This is a genomic window from Chlorobiota bacterium (assembly GCA_016710285.1).
In the GTDB taxonomy this organism is placed as follows: Bacteria; Bacteroidota; Ignavibacteria; order OLB7; family OLB7; genus OLB7.
Map to the genome: position 1 here is coordinate 2,188,225 of JADJXR010000001.1, position 15,106 is coordinate 2,203,330.

Below are 15,106 nucleotides of genomic sequence, written 5' to 3' on the forward strand. Positions count from 1 at the left end.
GAACCCTTGCGTTGCCCCATGACACCTGCCCAAAGAAGGATGTGACACGCCGAAGAAAAAAAATCGCCCGAATACCCTACCACAAGAACAATCGCTCCGTTGCCGTTGCGTGCTGCCCGTTGGTGCGCCGCGTAACGCTGGCAATGTAGCAGCCGGCGGGAATCCCAATCGCCGCACGGTCCAGAACGATGTCGGGCACGGCGTGCGCCCCGTTCTGTTCGTACACCACGTGCCCCGCAAGGTCGAACAGCCGCAGCTGGATTGCCGAAGGGTCAGCCCCAGGAAAACGCAACCTCACCCTGCCATCGGGCTGATACCGCAGGACCAACCGGACGCTGTCGTGGCTATCCTGAACTCCGCTTGGCTCCGTGCTGCATTCCCACCCAGCCCGCCACCCCCAGGAGGTCCCCGTGTCGTTCGATTCAAACGCCAGCGTCATGGCTCCGCTGCGGGCAACCAGCGTTCCTGGGTTGTTGGCTCCGGTGAAACTTCCTATCAGTGGCGCGGTGGTGTCGCGGCCATCGTACACGGTTAGGCGGTCGTCGGCAATGCTGAAGGAGGTGAAGGCAAGCGAGACCCGATGGGCGTTGGCTGGGGCAATCGTTTGGGTCCAGCGTTCGCGGTTGTAGTAGTTCCCGGTTGGCCCCCCCATGTCGCTCAGTTCCCCGCTGCATGGCGATGCCGCGCAGGTGGTGAAGGTCTCCCGCAAAAGGTCCCACAGTTCGCTCCGGTCCCCATCATATCCCAACGCCCAAATCCCGACCCCAGCAAGCCGCTTCCGCGCTGCCAACTCATATTTTTTTCGCAGGCTTTCGGCATCGTCGTACCAGCATTGGTGCCACGTGCTGTCAACGTGGTAGGAGTAGTAGGGGGTGGAGGAATGGAGGTCCCACCGCCGCCCGTGGGTCCCCGCGTTGCGCACCGCGCTGGAGAAGAGCACGGCCTTCCCGGTCCCTTTTGTTTTTGCTGCTGGCGTGCTGTCGGCGGCGGCCCAGTCGTAGCCGTAGTAGGGGAGGCCCAGGCACAGTTTTTCTGGAGGAACGCCTTTGGCCAAGTAGCTGTTGATCGAGCGGGTAAGGTCGTACGCCCCCCAGAACGCGCCATTGTTTGTTGGCGAAACCGGGCCAGTGTTGGGCGCGCCCCCCCAGTGGTAATCGTAGCCCATGATGATGAGCAAATCGGCGGTGGTTGCCAGCGCTTTTGCGTCCATCACGTTGTTCCAGTCCACTGCCGGAACGGCAATCGAAACTTGCGAGCCTGGGATCGCCGTGTGGAACGCCGCCGACAGTTCGGCAATGAACGCCGTGAAGTTCGCACGCTGGCTTGCGCCCATCCCCTCAAAGTCAATGTTTACTCCATTCCCGTCGCGCTGGCGCACAAGCCGAACAAGGCTATCCACCAACGCCTTCCGCCGCGTTGGATTCCCCAGCACGGCCCCGTGGCCGGCAAACAGCGTCACGCACAAATTCACCCGAACCCCAGATTGCCGGGCTTTCGGGACCAGCTCCGTCGTCAGCCAGCTGTGGATGCTGCGGTAGCCCCCGGTGGCGGTGTCAACTTCGTAGGAGAAATAGGAGATGTCGGAAAGGAGGGTGAGGTCGTAATCGTTGTAGGCCGTCCCCATCCAGTACGGGTGCCAGCCAAAGACGATGTTCCGAAGGCTGCACGCCTGCTGGCGAAGCAACGCCGGAGCGGTGGGTACGTGGTTGTTGAACGCATCCCACCCTTCCTCGGTCCGCTGGGGCATCTGGCCAAACTGCTCCGATTGCTGCTGCACAATGCTGGGCTGGCCAAGCAGAACCGTTGGCCAAATGGCAAGCAGCAGGCAGCAGTAGAGATAGCAAGGGCGCATAATTTTTTCTGTTATTCCCCCACCATCAGCTCCCACAATCCTTCGGTTCCTTTCATGCAGAAATCCTCATGCTGGTGGAAGATGGTGCTGGTTTCGATTGGAGTTTTGGGGTCAATCCGCAGCCGCATATCGTCGGGGTCGCGGTCGCGGTCGAAGCGGACGACACCATCCACCACGGTCTTCTGGCAAATCGAATAGACCGAGAGTGGATGGGCGTTGAAGATTGCCAGATCGGCCTCCTTCCCCACCTCAATCGAGCCAACTCTCTTCTCAATTCCCAACTGCTTTGCTGGGTTGATGGTGATTAGTGCCAACGCTTCGTCGCGGGTTAGCCCGCCGTAGCGCATCGTTTTTGCGGCTTCGTGATTGAGGTGGCGGTCAAGCTCGGGCGAGTCGGAGTTGATGGAGGTTGTGACGTTGTTCCGGGTAAGGATTGCGGCGTTGTACGCGGTGGAGTAATAGACCTCGAATTTATACGCCCACCAATCGGCAAACACCGATGCCATCGCGCCAAAATCAGCAAGCTCGGGGGCAATTTTGAACCCTTCGTTGACGTGCTGGAAGGTGAGTTTCTTGATGCCGAAATCGCGGAAGACCCGCATCAGCATCAGTATCTCGTCGGCGCGGTAGCTGTGGCAATGGACAAGAATCTCGCCCCGCAACACTGCTGCAAGCGTCTCCAGCCGCAGGTCGTAGGGAGGTGGGGTGGTCCGTTGGTCGCCTCCGTTTTCGTGCGATTCCTTTGCGGCCATGTAGCGTTGCGCTTGGGTGAATGCATCGCGGATCACTTGCTCAACCCCCATGCGCGTTGCCGGGCGGACGTTGAATCCGCGCCCATGCACCCGCGTTGGATTCTCGCCCAACGCAAACTTGATGGTGCGCGGGGCGTTCTCCATCACCAATCCTTCGGGGTCGGTGGTTCCGTAGCGCATCTTCATGGTTTGGCATTGCCCGCCGATTGCGTTTGCCGATCCGTGCATCACGTGGGCAATCGTTTTGCCACCGGCAAGGGCGCGGTAGATGGAGATGTCGTACGGGTCAATCACGTCGCCAATGGCGACTTCGGCGGTGACGGGATTTGTCCACTCATTAACATCGGTGGTGGCGATGTGGCTGTGGGCATCAATAATTCCGGGCATCACGAACTGGCCGGTGGCGTCAATCGTGTCGGTTCCTGCGGGAGCCGTTAGCCCCGCCCCAATTTTTGTGATGATGCCGTTCTGCACCAAAATATCTGTCCGCTCCAGCGTCCCGTTGGTGATGGTCAGCAGCGTGCCGTTCCGCACCAGAAGGTTCCCGCGTTGGCTTGCTTGCTGCCGAAGCGCAAGAGCCGGGTTCCGCATCAGCGTGTCGCCAATTGGGGCGTTGGCAAGTTGGGTTGCGCTGTCGTTCTTTTCCTTCCCCTGATCTTTCTCCTGCTTCTTCTCTTTCGGTGGTTTGTACTCATACTTGCGCCCGTCAACAAACACGTAGCGGACGGTGCTTTCCTTTGCGAACCACGATCCTTTGGTCACCACAAGGTTGGCAATCTTCCCTTGCTCAACGGTTCCCAAACTCCGTTCCAGCCCAAGCATTCGGGCTGGTTCGGTGGTCAGCGCGGCAAGCGCGGCATCTTCCGGCAGGCCATGCTGGATGGCGGTGCGGACGTTTTGGCGCAGCTTCCCCGCACTGCTTCCCAGTGTGCTGAATCCGAACTTCACCCCGGCGCGGTGCAGCCGCCCGGCGTTGGCGTAGAAGGTGGCGCGGCTGCTGGCTTGTTTTGTTTTCAGCATCTGCTGTTCCGCCCGCACATCCCCGGGCCGCTCGGTGCGGTGCAGCGGGGCGATGGAGGTCCCAATAGAGGTCCCGATGGATGCCTCGGTGTTCGGCGGGCGGGCTGCGGCCAGCGAGTCGGCGGCGGCGGTGGTGTCGTCTTCTTTTTCGGCTGGGGGTTCCGGGAAATCGAGGGAGAGGAACAGGGGGAGATTGCTGCTTTTCAGGACCTCTTCAACATCCCAGCCTTCTTTCAGCCCGGCAAGCATCAGCCGGAAGCCGAGGTCGCGTTGCAGGTGGAGTGCGCGGCGGACCTCCAACGGGTCCTCCACGCGGAACAGCACCGGCTGCTGGCCATCCACCACGGGGAAGAACGCGGCGGTGGTTGCGTCCCACGCTGGCCGCTCGATTCCGTTCGGATTCTTGCCGTAGGTTTCCCCCTGCGCGTGGCGTTGCTTGGCGTTGGTGAACAGGTTGCGCCACTTGGCCATGATGGCGAACGTGGTGGCGGGATAGACATCGTTTTCCGCCGGAACAAACTGCGCGAACAGCGCGGAGTTCCCCCGAATCACCATGCCGCTTGGCTGGTCCCCCCCCAGGCTGATGATTGCCCCCGTGCCAGGAAGCATCTGCCCGCGCGGGACCGTTTGCGCCACGGTGAACCCAGCGCGCCGAAGCGAATCGAGCAATGGGTCGGTGCTGCTAAGAAGGTCCCGAACGTCGCGCTCCGGTTGGATTCCGGCGCGGGCGTTTGGCGGATCGCCCGGGCGCGGAACCCGGTCGTACTTTGGCTCCTCCTTCGGTTTGGCCACGCCAGCGTTCGACATCCCATCAATGAATCCGGCATAGACCGTCATCGAATCCCCCTCGATGATCTCCGCATCGAACGGAATGGGGATGCTGGTCCCCACCGCAGCAATCACCCCGTCGCGGATAAGGACCGCGCCGCGCTCGATAACCCGCCCAGGCCCCTGCACAATCCGGGCATTCCGGATAACGAACGTGCGGGTTACGGGACCAACTTCTGGCTTCTCATTGTTCTCACCCCCTGGCTGGGCAAACAACAACGGTGCGGCAAAAAACAGAGCAAGCAGGAATGATGCACGAATCATGGTTGTTGGAAATCGTTCTATTTCTTTTTCCGTTTCGGCTGGGTGGCTTTGCCGCCGCCGTTTGCGTTGATTGGCGACAGGCTAACCCCACGCGCACGCCCTTGAATCCCCGATGCCCGTTTGTTGATGTAGGCCGTTGGATCCGCAGGGCTCCAGCGGCGTGGGTTCGGCAGGACCGAGGCTAACAGGGCGGCTTGGCGTGCGTTCAGGTCCCGCGCGGAGATGCCGAAGTACTTCTGCGCGGCGGCCTGGACCCCGTAGATCCCATCCCCCCATTCAATCACGTTGATATACACCTCCAGAATCCGCTTCTTCCCCCAAACAAACTCCATCAAGTAGGTGAAGTAAATCTCCAGCCCTTTGCGGATGTAGTTGCGGCCTTGCCACAGGAAGACGTTCCGTGCGCACTGCATGGTGATGGTGCTTGCGCCGCGCAGTTTTTTCCCTTTCATCCGCTCGTTGTAGGCTTGGGCGCGTTCCAGAGCTTTCATGTCAACGCCGCCGTGGGAAAAGAATCGGCCATCTTCGGCAGCGATAAGGGAGCGGAGCAGAACGGGGCTTACGTCGTCAATGCTGACCCACTCTTTTGCCACCCCAACAACGTTCCCGCTGGTGGCCCCTTCCAGCGGGCGGATCAGCATCAGCGGGGTGATGGGGGGATCAATGAAGCGGTAGATCACCACCAGCGAAATGGAGACGATAAAGAACGCCGCAACCAGCCGGAATATCCATTTGAAAACCCGTTTGATCATCGTGCCGAGAATTGCTCCGTCGGTTGGGAGTTTCTGCCGGGAAGGTTTCGCTGCTCCTCGCGTTCCCGATGTGTTGGCTGGCGTGGATTGGTCCAGTAGCCCAAGTTGTTGGGCAACAGCGCGGCGGCCACGTGTGCTTTGTGCCATGGTTGACTAGTGCTGCGGCGGGTTCTGCCGTGCCGGGCAAATGTAGGAAGTTTTCACGGAGTACCGCCCAGCCGTTGGCGTGGCTGGCCTGGGGTGGTTGGCGGCCATCTGCCAGTGGGTTCAATTGCCGATATTTGCCGCATGGAACCAGACAACAACGGCGAGTTGGAAGGCCTTCGCCAAGAGCTTTACACCTTCCTTGATGAGCACGACCGCTTGTGGATATGGCCGGCACGCCCCGCAAAACGGAACGCCGCGCTCCGGTATCTGGCCACGAAATTCGAGGCTGGGAAGGAGTACACCGAGCGCGAGGTCAACCAGCTGCTGCAAGCCTGGCACACCTTTGGCGACCACGCCTTGCTGCGCCGCGAGTTGTACGACGCAAAACTGATTGAGCGCACGCGGAACGGAGCGGTGTACTGGCGAACGCCGAACGTGAGTGAGTAAAAAGGGGCAATGGCCAAACCAACAGATCGTGACAGCGGGCTTGCGTTTTGGCGTTGCTTGATATTGCTAATTTCTTCCGGTGCTTCTTCTTTGGCGACCGCGCCTTCAAACCTTTGTGATGAGTAATTCCAACAACCACTCTGCCGAACGCTACCCCGAGCAACTTGTTCTTCGCGTGAACGAGTTGTTCTACGATCACGACTCCGCCAACCACGGCTATGCCGACATCCACAAGGAGATGCTTGAGCAAGAGCGGGAACGCTGGCAGACGCTGGCCAAACGCCACATAGCCTCCAAAGAAGCGATCACGCTCCTTGATATTGGCAGCGGGGCCGGGTTCGTTCCCGTCACGGTTGCTCCCTATCTGAAGGCCGAGGATACGATCATCTGCAGCGACCTTTCCGAGGGGATGCTGAACACTGCCCGCCAAACCATTGCCGAGCAGCAGTTGCCCCCCCGTTTTCAGTTCCAGAAAATCACCGGGGAGATTCCCTACCGGCTGCCATTCCAAACAAACTCGATGGATGTGGTGACGATGAACTCCGTCCTTCATCATATCAAGGAGACCAATCAATTTTTGAGCGAGGTGGATCGGGTGCTGAAGCCAGGGGGGATGCTGTTCATTGCCCACGAGCCGAACAAGCATTTCCACCAGCATACATTTCTGCGGCGGAACTACCGGTTGCTCCGTCCGGTGGGGTATCCCAAGCTGGCCCTTATGGAGGCCGCACGCCGGCTTGGCATCATGGCAATGATGCGCAAGGCATTCTACGTGATTCGCCCGGACCGGGGCAAGGTGGCGAACACGCTGATTGATCGAATCAACGACACGCTGATCGCCGAGAAACTGATCACCAAGCCGATCAGCCTTGATGAGGTTGCCACAATCACCGACATCCGCGACAGCGAGGGGTTCTTCCCAGAACAGCTGCTTCCAGAATATGAGGTGCGGCATTTGGAGACCTACAACCACATCCTGCTGGTAACGATGAAGCATTTTGGAAACCGGTTGGTCCGGCGGTACGAACTGTGGCTCCGGAAAAAATATCCCACGGCTGGCGCAACGTTTTTCTTGGTGCTTGGCAAGCCTCAACAAGCTGTTCCGGGAACCTAATAAAATCCGAACGCCCCGGGATTTAACCCGCCGGCAAACCGCCCCACCACTGTTCCTGCGGTGTCGGCCACCACGATTTCTGCGGCGGTGGTGAATTCCTGAACATCGGCAACGTACAGCTTCCCATCGGGCGAAACTCCAAGATCGAACGGGCTTCCGCGAAAAACGGAGCGGGGGATGATGGTGGCCGCTTCGATTGCGCCACCATCACGCAGCGGCAACCGCACAACGCCCCCATCGGCCAGCAGATACGCCACACCGCCAACATCATCGAATGCCACTTCCATTGGTCCCGGATTGATAAACCGCCACCGCCGCTCCTGGGCAAAGGTTTGCGGATTGATCTCCACCAACCCGCCAACGGAATCGGGGTAGAGGGGGCGGAGCAGCAGGTAAATCCGATCGGTGGCCGGAAGGTAGTGAATGGCCCAGGGGTTCGGCCCAAACTGCAGCGATGCTTCTTCGGCTCCGCTTGTGGGGTCCAGCACCGTAACGCTCCAGGCGTTCGGCTCGGTTGCGCGCAGCTTCCCCTGCGATGAGTTGGCCACGAACAACCGCCCGTGGGCCGCAGCAATCCCTTCCGGCGCGGGGCCAACCGGAAGGCTTCGCCCCGTGCGGCGTAGCGTTGTTGGGTTGAATTCCACAACGCGGTCGTCGTAGGTGGTTGCCCATGCGGAGGAGTCGTTGACGATGGCCATCATCCGAAGCTCGGCCCCGTCGGCAAACTGAATCCTTCCCTCCGATTCCCCCAAAGGCAACCGCAGCACCTCAATCGTCCGCGAGGTGGAAACCAGGATGAACGCCCGGTCATTCCGGACCAGAATATCGTTCCCGGTGTCCCCAATCCGCAGCCCCGGGTTGCGCCGCGCAAAGTAATCGTTCACGGTTTGGCCGGTAGCCGGGTTGTGATAACTCAGCGTGGAATTATCCTGCCGCCACAACCCTTCGTTGACGATCAGGACCCCGTGCGAGAAGTCGCCGGTTAGCGGCGGCGGCGCGGGTTCGCCGGGGTTGGCAACGCACCCGGCCAGCAGCAACGAAACCAGCAGCGCGCACGCCGTTGCAACGGGGGAGAATCTCACATTCATTTCCCCCCCGCCGCGGTTTGTGACGGAAGCAGCAACAGAAGCACCTCAAGGTTCGGGGTCCCGGGGAACATATCCAGCGGGACGATCCGCTCCACCCCGTAACCCTTTTCCCGCCACGACCGGACCTCGCGGGGGATTTCATCAATCCCGCAAAAAATGTGAAGAACCCGCACCGGTTTCCGTGCGGCAATCGCCCCCACCACTCCGGCATCGGTTCCGTGGCGCGGTGGGTCCAGCAGCACCCACTCCGCCATGCTGGAATCGGCGCGGGGGAGCAATCGGGGAAGGTTCGCAGCGGTGATGGTTCCGGCAACAAACTGCATGGCCGCGCTTGGTTGGCCGCTGCCGCCGCGTGCCAGGTTTTGCTTTGCCCCTTCCACGGCGGTGCGCTCGTACTCAACCCCCACAATCTCCTGGAAGTCATCGGCAAAATGGCCGGCAAACAGCCCGTAGCCACAGTATAAATCCAGCAGCCGGCCCGCCCGGGTTGGTTGCAGCAGCTGCCGCGCCGTTTCCAACATCGTGGGGATCATCGCCTCGTTGACTTGGCTGAAGGCGGTCGGTCCCAGCAAGTAGGTTCGTTCGCCAAACTTCACGCGCAACCGCTCCGGCCCGAACAGTTTTTTGAAGCTGACCCCGGCTTTGGGCCGCAGCGATTCAAGGTAGTAATCGCTGCGGGTGGGGTCGTGGAAAACAAAGGCGGAGACCACCGAAAGATTCCCCGTTCGCAGATGCTCGCCCAGCAACTTCAGCTTCCTGACGATCTCCGCATTCAAGCGGTCCACGTTCAGGATCACCGTGAACTCCGTGTAGCTTCCACGAATGATGACATGGTTGAGATGGGGAACCAGCAGCCGGTACGGGGGTGAGGTGATTTTCTGAAGAATGAGCCGGTAAATCGCCGTGTGCTCCTGCGGCTCCAGCAGCGATTCCGGCAGCGGTGACGATGTTCGCTCGCCACCCTTGAACCCCATCACCACACGGCTTCCTTTGGCAAAGACGCGGCGTTTGGTGGTGGTTCGGTAGCGGCGAGGTTTGGGGGATGGAAGGATTGCTTCCGGCGATAGCGGAAGCTGGTGCCAGTTCCAAAATTCGCCGAGCGCGGCTTGCTTCAACGCAAGCTCGGCGGCGTACTCAAGGGTGGCCAACGGCTCAATCTCTTGCGCCCGTTGCTCCCCCTTCGGCGGAACCGGAAGCTGCCGCAACAGCAGTTGCGCAAAGGTCGGGATTGCCAGTTCTGGCAAGCGATGATTCAATGGCGGATACTCCGTTCGGAACTGTGAGATTGATCTGTGAAATTGATCTGTGAGAAGGAAAGCGATTGAGCCGGGCCGCGTGCGGAATTTCCCGACCCTCCATCTCACGGGATTTTGCACTCCATGATAATCCGGAAACTTCGCCCGGGCATTGGGTAATTGCGGACCACGTGATACTCCGTGCCGAACAGGTTTTGCACCTCGGCCCGCAGGCCGGTTGGCACGTCGGCAATCGCGAAATCGTAGGCCACATTCCCGCCAACAAGCCAGTAGCCAGGGAGGATTGATGCGGGGGAGTTGGAGGGGAGCGAGTAGCGGTAGCTGGAATAGCTTGCCGTAAGGCCGCACCGCACCGCGCCGAACACGGCTTGGCAAAACCCGCTGGCCGTCTGCCGTGGCAAATATGGGAGTTCCTTCCCGTGGAATGCTCCGCCGCTGCGGTCCTGGGCGTTCATCTGGGTCCAGGCAAGGCGCAGCCGAAGGTGGCCATCCAACAGCGTCCCCGATGCGCCAAGCTCTAGGCCGCGTGTGGTTGCGCGCCCAACGTTCGCCGCGCTCCAGCTGACGGGGCTTCGGGGAACCGAAAGGATCAAGTCGCTGGTTGCAATCTGGAAGAACGTTGCATCGGCAAGGAAGCGTTCGCCAAACTGATACAGCACCCCAGCATCTACGCTGACCGAGCGTTCGGGGCGGAGCTTGGCGTTGCCATAATTGAGGTAATACTGCTCGGTAAAACTGGGGGCGCGGAAGTTCCCCGAGGCATGGACCCGCAGCCGCAGCGGAAGATCCGTTGGCCGATAACTCACCCCCACCGAGGGGCTAAGCGCGTTCCCAACATCGGAGAAAAGATCGGCGCGGAGTGCGGCTTGCAGAAGCAATTCATCATTGGCGACAAGAGGCCCAATCAGCCAATCGGCGGCAACGGCTGCGCTAAGTTGGCGGCGGGCAACGCTTTGGCCAACCGAGGGGTCCAGGTTGTTGCCGTTCAGCTGGGCCTGGTGCATCTCGATGCTGGCTTCCACGGATCCATCGCTGCCGAACTGCCGCCGCACGCGCCCGGTAAGGCTTCCTTCGGTTCGTTGGAATCGGGAGTGCGTCCCCGCCGGGCCGGTCAACCGCGATTCGGGGTCGTCGTAGCGTAGCTGGTTGGTGCGTGCGGTCCCCCCAATCGTCCCCATCCATTCGGCGTTGAAAAAGGAGGCCGCAGCAATCCCGAACAAATCCCCTTCGGCCAGCCGCGCCTGCGATTGCTCAAGGCTTCCCTGCACCACTGCGCCTGGCGTTCCCCGCTCCGAACTGAACCCGTGAACCGAGGCCGACAACCGCATCCCATCTTCCAACAAGGACCATCCGGCGCGGGCGAACAGGTTGGAAAAATCAGCATTGTGGCGATGCCGGATTCTCTCAATTCCAAACTCAGAGTAGCTGAATGGATACTCCCCGGAAGCCCGTGTGAAATGGATTGCCCCGTCCAAACGGTTCCCCCCGAACCCGCCACGCACCGCGCCGCCAGCCGCGAAATCGCCGAACGATCCAACATGGATTGTCCCGCCGCCACGCACCGCCGTTCCCCCCGCCGCGCTGGTGATAAGGTTCACCACGCCGCCAAGCGCGTTCGCGCCAAACCGGGCAGCGTCCCCCCCGCGAAGCACCTCCACCTGCTCAATGGTTGCGGCGGGGATGTTGCTGAAGTCGAAAGCATCGCCGGCACTGCTTCCGTAGCGAACTCCATCAATCAGCAGAATAGTTTGCTGCGCGGAAGTTCCCCGCACCGACACCGTGCGAAGCCCCCCCTGCCCGCCATACTGCCGGACCGAGGTCCCAGGGGAAAGGGCCACGGCATCGGAAAGGTCGCGGGCGTTGGCCATTTCGAGTTCGGAGCGGTCCACCACCGTCATCGGCTGGGCCGAGCGTGCCTGGCGCAGCAGGATGCTGGACGATTCCACCACCACCACTTCGCGCCCGCGCACCACGCGTGTGGTGTCGCGCCGGTTCGGCTTGGCGGCCGTGTCCGGCTGGGCCGCCACCGGAACGGAAAGCAGCATTGCGGCAATGGTTGATATCGTCAGCAACGTCCTGCTCACCGCGCCACCGCAAATGGGAGTGTGGCGGCAATCCGCCCCTCTTCCTCCAGCGATAAAAACCAGACCCCCAACGGAAGGGAATCGGTGGCCAAGGAAATGGAATGCTCCCCCGCCGACAGCCTGCGGTCCGCAAGCTGGCGAACCTGCTGGCCAAGCCGGTTCCAGATTGCCACCCGCACGTGCGCTTCCTGCCGAATGCCGAACGTCACGCGGGCTTCCCCACCGGTTCCAAAACGGAGGGCAAGGGCTGGCTGCGGCGTGCCGGTGATGTTGGTGTCGTTCGGGGTGGCGGCGTGGATTGCCACCACGGCATCAAGATCGAAGCTGGTAAGTGTGGGGTCCCAGAAAGGATGGTTGGGATTGTTGATCACGATTGCCGTCGCATCGCGAAGGCGGATGAAGCGGACGGAGTCCATTCCAACATCGGAAAGATCGAAGTGATCGCCCCCCGATTGCGCGGGGTCCAGCGGGTTGGCGCGGCCATCGGTGGGGGTGATTCCGGCGCAACCAACCAGCGTGGCGGAATCGAACGGGAACTCCACAAAGCTGACCCCGTCGCGGCTGACGGCCACCGTTGCTGGCTCGGCAAAAGTGCGTTGCTTCCCCCCCAGATTGTAGTGGAAAGCGTTCTCGAACACGGTGAAATCGGCCCCGGCGCGGTCCACGATTGGGGTGCGGAACCCGAGGACGATCTCACCCCCCAATCCCAGCGAGAGTATCTGCGCGGGGTTCACCGAAGGGACGGTTGGGCGGGCGCTGGTGTCGGGGAATCCAAGAACGTTGTTGGGGAAGTAGGCGGGTTGGCGGCCAATGCCCGGCCCGGTTCCGGGCCGGAACATCACCACGGTGTCGGCATGGTGCTGGGCAATTGCCGATGCCGTCATCGCCAGCAGCAGAAACAACCGGCGGAGGCCCGCCGCCACGCCCCGAAAAATCGGGGCAGGCGGGGAGTAGCGCGACGGCAAGGCGTTCGGTGGCGATGGTTTGTGGTTCATCGGACCACCTTCAGTATCTGGGTCAGCAGCGTGCCCCCCGATTGGAGCGTGCAAAGGTAGGTCCCGGCGGCAAGGGAGCCGGCATCAATCCGCACGCTGTACTCGCCGGAGTCCATCGGTTCATCCACCAGCGTGGCGATGTGGGCACCATCAACACCAACCACCGATAGCCGCACATTTCCAGAGTTCGGCAAGCTGAAGCGGATGGTGGCGTGGTCCCGCACCGGGTTCGGGACGCTTTCCGAGAGGGAGGCGCTTCCGCTGGCCTGGCCGCTCCGCTCCACCGAAAGCACTCCAAGGCTTACCATCGCAACCCGCGAATCGGCGTTGTAGGTTCCGCTCAGGTAGGCATTGGCCACGTAGAGTTCATCGTTCAGCATCGCGATCCCTTCGGCCTTTCCGCCAACGGGGATGATGGCCTCCACGGTGTCGTTGTTCAGCAGGCGGATGTCGCCGGCGTAGGTGGTGGCCAGCAGCTGGCCGTTGGGCAGAAGGAGCGTCTCCCGCGGGCCATCCAGCGATGATGTCCCGGTGGCGATGCGCCGCAGCACGGTGAAGGTTGTTGGGTCCAGCAGCAGCACCTCGTGGGTTCCGTTCATGGTGACGGCCACGGCGTTCTCGTTGGCAAGCAGGTGGTTTGCGCCATCCCCTAAATCCCCGAACGCATTGGCTTTGTAGTCGAACAGGGTGATGCTGGATGTTGGCGAGCCGAAGGCCCCTTCGTTCAGCACGTACAGGCGGGTTGCGCCGTCGCGGTCGGTGGGGACCGGGGTGGCCATTGTCAAGAAATCGCCGGCGCGGAACCGCCCAACCTTGTGTCCGTCGCGTTTATCAACGATATGAATAAAGGTGGGTCCGGGGGCGAAATCTTTGGCAAGCTCATGCACCAGCAGCCAGTTCCCCGCATCGGTGACGTTGGCCAAATTCCCGGCGGCGGTGGCATCATGGTAGATTGCCCGCCCTTCCCCTTCGCTGCCAGCGGCCGGGAATCCGCGCAGTGTGTCGGACAACGCAAGGTAGAGCGTGTCGCGCTCGGAATCGTAGGCGGCACGGAGCGGGAAGCCCATTGCCCCGCGCAAGCTGCGGGTCCATTTCACTTGGCGCGTGATCCCATCAATGGCCGTCCACCAGCGGTCGGCGGGTCCGGTTCCGTAGCCGATTGCGTGAACGTCGCCCCGCTTATCCACCAGCAGCAATCCTGGGTCGCGGCCAACCACAATCGTATCCACCACTTCCCCGCTGTTAAGGTTCACCACGGCCACAAGGGAGTCGGGATTGTAGGTCCCTGCGGAGTATTTGATTGCCGCAAACAGAAGCGAATCGCGCACCACCACCGACTCCACTTTCCCCGGTAGCTTGATGCTGTCGCGCAGGGTTCCGGTGGCTATCTCAAAACGGCGAACGTCGTTTCCGTAGGTGGCAACAATCAGAAGGCTATCCCCCTGGAAGGCAAGGGCGCGCGGGCTATCGAAGCCGGAGGTGAGGGTGGAAATGGGGGATGGGGCAACGTCACGGTGGGTCAGCGTGTTGATGATGCGTACCTGGTGGGTTCCGCCAAGCACCACGTAGGCGTGCTCGCCACGCGTGGCAATGAAGTTTGCGCCGCCGCCAATCTTCTCACCATTCACGGCGTTGTAGATGTCGGGATTTCCCGCCGAGTAGGTGACCGATCCGTTCCCTTTCCCGAAGGCTCCTTCATTCAAGATGAAATAGCCCGGCGCAGAAATTTTTGGGTCGAAAATGCTGGCAACCATTCCTGGATTCACCCCGGTTTCCATCTCCCCCAACACTGTTCCAGTTGCTGGGTCCACGGCAATCACCATTCCTGGCGCGGTGAATCCGGGGTCGCGGGTGGTAAGGTACAGGATGTTGCTGAGGGGGTCGAACGAGACGGCAGCGGCGGGGATTGTGCTTACGTCGCGTTTGTGGGCCAGGGTTTGCACGTCGAAGGCCTGGACCTTTCCGCCCAGGGGCAGATAGAGTTCGCCGGCGGCAAGGTTCACCCCAACGCGGACGGGGTAGGAGTTCAGCAGTGCGTCGAACGTTGCGGAGTCCACCACGCGGCGGGTGGCTCCATCAATCACGGACCAGGTTGGCGCGGCATCGCCCTGGTCCAGCACTCCGTTGAAGTTGGCATCCACCCCGGCGGAGATCAGGTGGACGCGATTGCGCGCGGTGTCGGCAAACAGGAATGCCGGCCCTTTTCCAACATTGACGTGCTGGACCTGGGCGCGAAGCGTGGTCCCGGCACACGCCACCGCAAGCCCCGCAACGGCAAGAAGCAGGGCACGCCGGAGCAACCCGGCGCGGTTGGAAGAACGGGAATGGGTTGTAAAGAACGTCATGGAACCTCACATGGATGGTGCCTCCGATGCCAAATCGGTGGCGATCAAAATGTGTGGATGGGGAAACGACGGTGCGGCGGTTGCAAGGCTTCCGAATCGTGCGGAAGCAACGGCGTTGCGGCAAAGGTCATCTCCTCATCGCCCCTGTTGGCGCAGGGGTTG

10 protein-coding genes are annotated in these 15,106 nt (G+C 61.2%); 2 read left to right on the forward strand and 8 right to left on the reverse strand.

Translation table 11 applies throughout. The features are described 5' to 3' along the window. Positions 1-76: 76 nt before the first annotated feature. From IPM61_07895 to mtgA, 3 genes are read right to left on the reverse strand one after another with little or no spacing between them, the layout of a single operon-like run. Positions 77-1,852 carry a hypothetical protein gene (locus IPM61_07895; GenBank protein MBK8911240.1) on the reverse strand — a complete coding sequence of 592 codons (1,776 nt, stop codon included), beginning with the start codon at positions 1,850-1,852 and terminating at the stop codon, positions 77-79. Positions 1,853-1,863: 11 nt separating this feature from the next. Beyond that, entirely contained in the window at positions 1,864-4,716 is a 2,853-nt protein-coding gene (locus tag IPM61_07900; protein MBK8911241.1) for an amidohydrolase family protein, read from the reverse strand. Between the two features lie 17 nt (positions 4,717-4,733). Continuing rightward, positions 4,734-5,468: a monofunctional biosynthetic peptidoglycan transglycosylase gene (gene mtgA / locus IPM61_07905; GenBank protein MBK8911242.1), complete on the reverse strand. Its 735-nt coding sequence runs from the start codon at positions 5,466-5,468 to the stop codon at positions 4,734-4,736. A 288-nt stretch (positions 5,469-5,756) separates the two neighbouring features. Between mtgA and IPM61_07910 the strand changes: the two genes are divergently transcribed. Both IPM61_07910 and IPM61_07915 read left to right on the forward strand, forming a co-directional pair. Beyond that, on the forward strand, positions 5,757-6,062 hold the full coding sequence (locus IPM61_07910) for a DUF2087 domain-containing protein (GenBank protein ID MBK8911243.1): 306 nt from the start codon (positions 5,757-5,759) through the stop codon (positions 6,060-6,062). A gap of 118 nt (positions 6,063-6,180) precedes the next feature. Then, on the forward strand, positions 6,181-7,176 hold the full coding sequence (locus IPM61_07915) for a class I SAM-dependent methyltransferase (protein MBK8911244.1): 996 nt from the start codon (positions 6,181-6,183) through the stop codon (positions 7,174-7,176). Here the strand turns inward: IPM61_07915 and IPM61_07920 are convergent. The 5 genes from IPM61_07920 to IPM61_07940 all read right to left on the reverse strand — a co-directional run bounded on the left by IPM61_07920 (position 7,173) and on the right by IPM61_07940 (position 14,944). Continuing rightward, positions 7,173-8,264, reverse strand: a complete 1,092-nt coding sequence (locus tag IPM61_07920; GenBank protein ID MBK8911245.1) for a hypothetical protein — start codon at positions 8,262-8,264, stop codon at positions 7,173-7,175. The genes IPM61_07915 and IPM61_07920 overlap by 4 nt on opposite strands. Beyond that, positions 8,261-9,520, reverse strand: coding sequence for a class I SAM-dependent RNA methyltransferase (locus IPM61_07925; GenBank protein ID MBK8911246.1), 1,260 nt, complete (start codon positions 9,518-9,520; stop codon positions 8,261-8,263). The genes IPM61_07920 and IPM61_07925 overlap by 4 nt, the downstream gene beginning before the upstream one ends. Positions 9,521-9,624: 104 nt before the next feature. After that, on the reverse strand, positions 9,625-11,592 hold the full coding sequence (locus IPM61_07930) for a TonB-dependent receptor (GenBank protein ID MBK8911247.1): 1,968 nt from the start codon (positions 11,590-11,592) through the stop codon (positions 9,625-9,627). Positions 11,593-11,600: 8 nt separating this feature from the next. Next, a complete protein-coding gene (locus IPM61_07935; GenBank protein ID MBK8911248.1) occupies positions 11,601-12,599 on the reverse strand; it encodes a hypothetical protein in 999 nt (332 codons plus the stop codon). Next, positions 12,596-14,944 (reverse strand): T9SS type A sorting domain-containing protein, encoded by a 2,349-nt coding sequence (locus tag IPM61_07940; protein ID MBK8911249.1) that lies wholly within the window; start codon positions 14,942-14,944, stop codon positions 12,596-12,598. Before IPM61_07940 ends, IPM61_07935 begins: the two co-directional genes overlap by 4 nt. Between the last annotated feature and the right edge of the window lie 162 nt (positions 14,945-15,106).

Coding starts and splice junctions, on each gene's coding strand:
- mtgA (MBK8911242.1), bottom strand. CDS start 5,468: ATGATCAAACGGGTTTTCAAATGGATATTCCGGCTGGTTGCGGCGTTC.
- IPM61_07910 (MBK8911243.1), top strand. CDS start 5,757: ATGGAACCAGACAACAACGGCGAGTTGGAAGGCCTTCGCCAAGAGCTT.
- IPM61_07940 (MBK8911249.1), bottom strand. CDS start 14,944: ATGACGTTCTTTACAACCCATTCCCGTTCTTCCAACCGCGCCGGGTTG.
- IPM61_07895 (MBK8911240.1), bottom strand. CDS start 1,852: ATGCGCCCTTGCTATCTCTACTGCTGCCTGCTGCTTGCCATTTGGCCA.
- IPM61_07900 (MBK8911241.1), bottom strand. CDS start 4,716: ATGATTCGTGCATCATTCCTGCTTGCTCTGTTTTTTGCCGCACCGTTG.
- IPM61_07920 (MBK8911245.1), bottom strand. CDS start 8,264: ATGAATGTGAGATTCTCCCCCGTTGCAACGGCGTGCGCGCTGCTGGTT.
- IPM61_07915 (MBK8911244.1), top strand. CDS start 6,181: ATGAGTAATTCCAACAACCACTCTGCCGAACGCTACCCCGAGCAACTT.
- IPM61_07935 (MBK8911248.1), bottom strand. CDS start 12,599: ATGAACCACAAACCATCGCCACCGAACGCCTTGCCGTCGCGCTACTCC.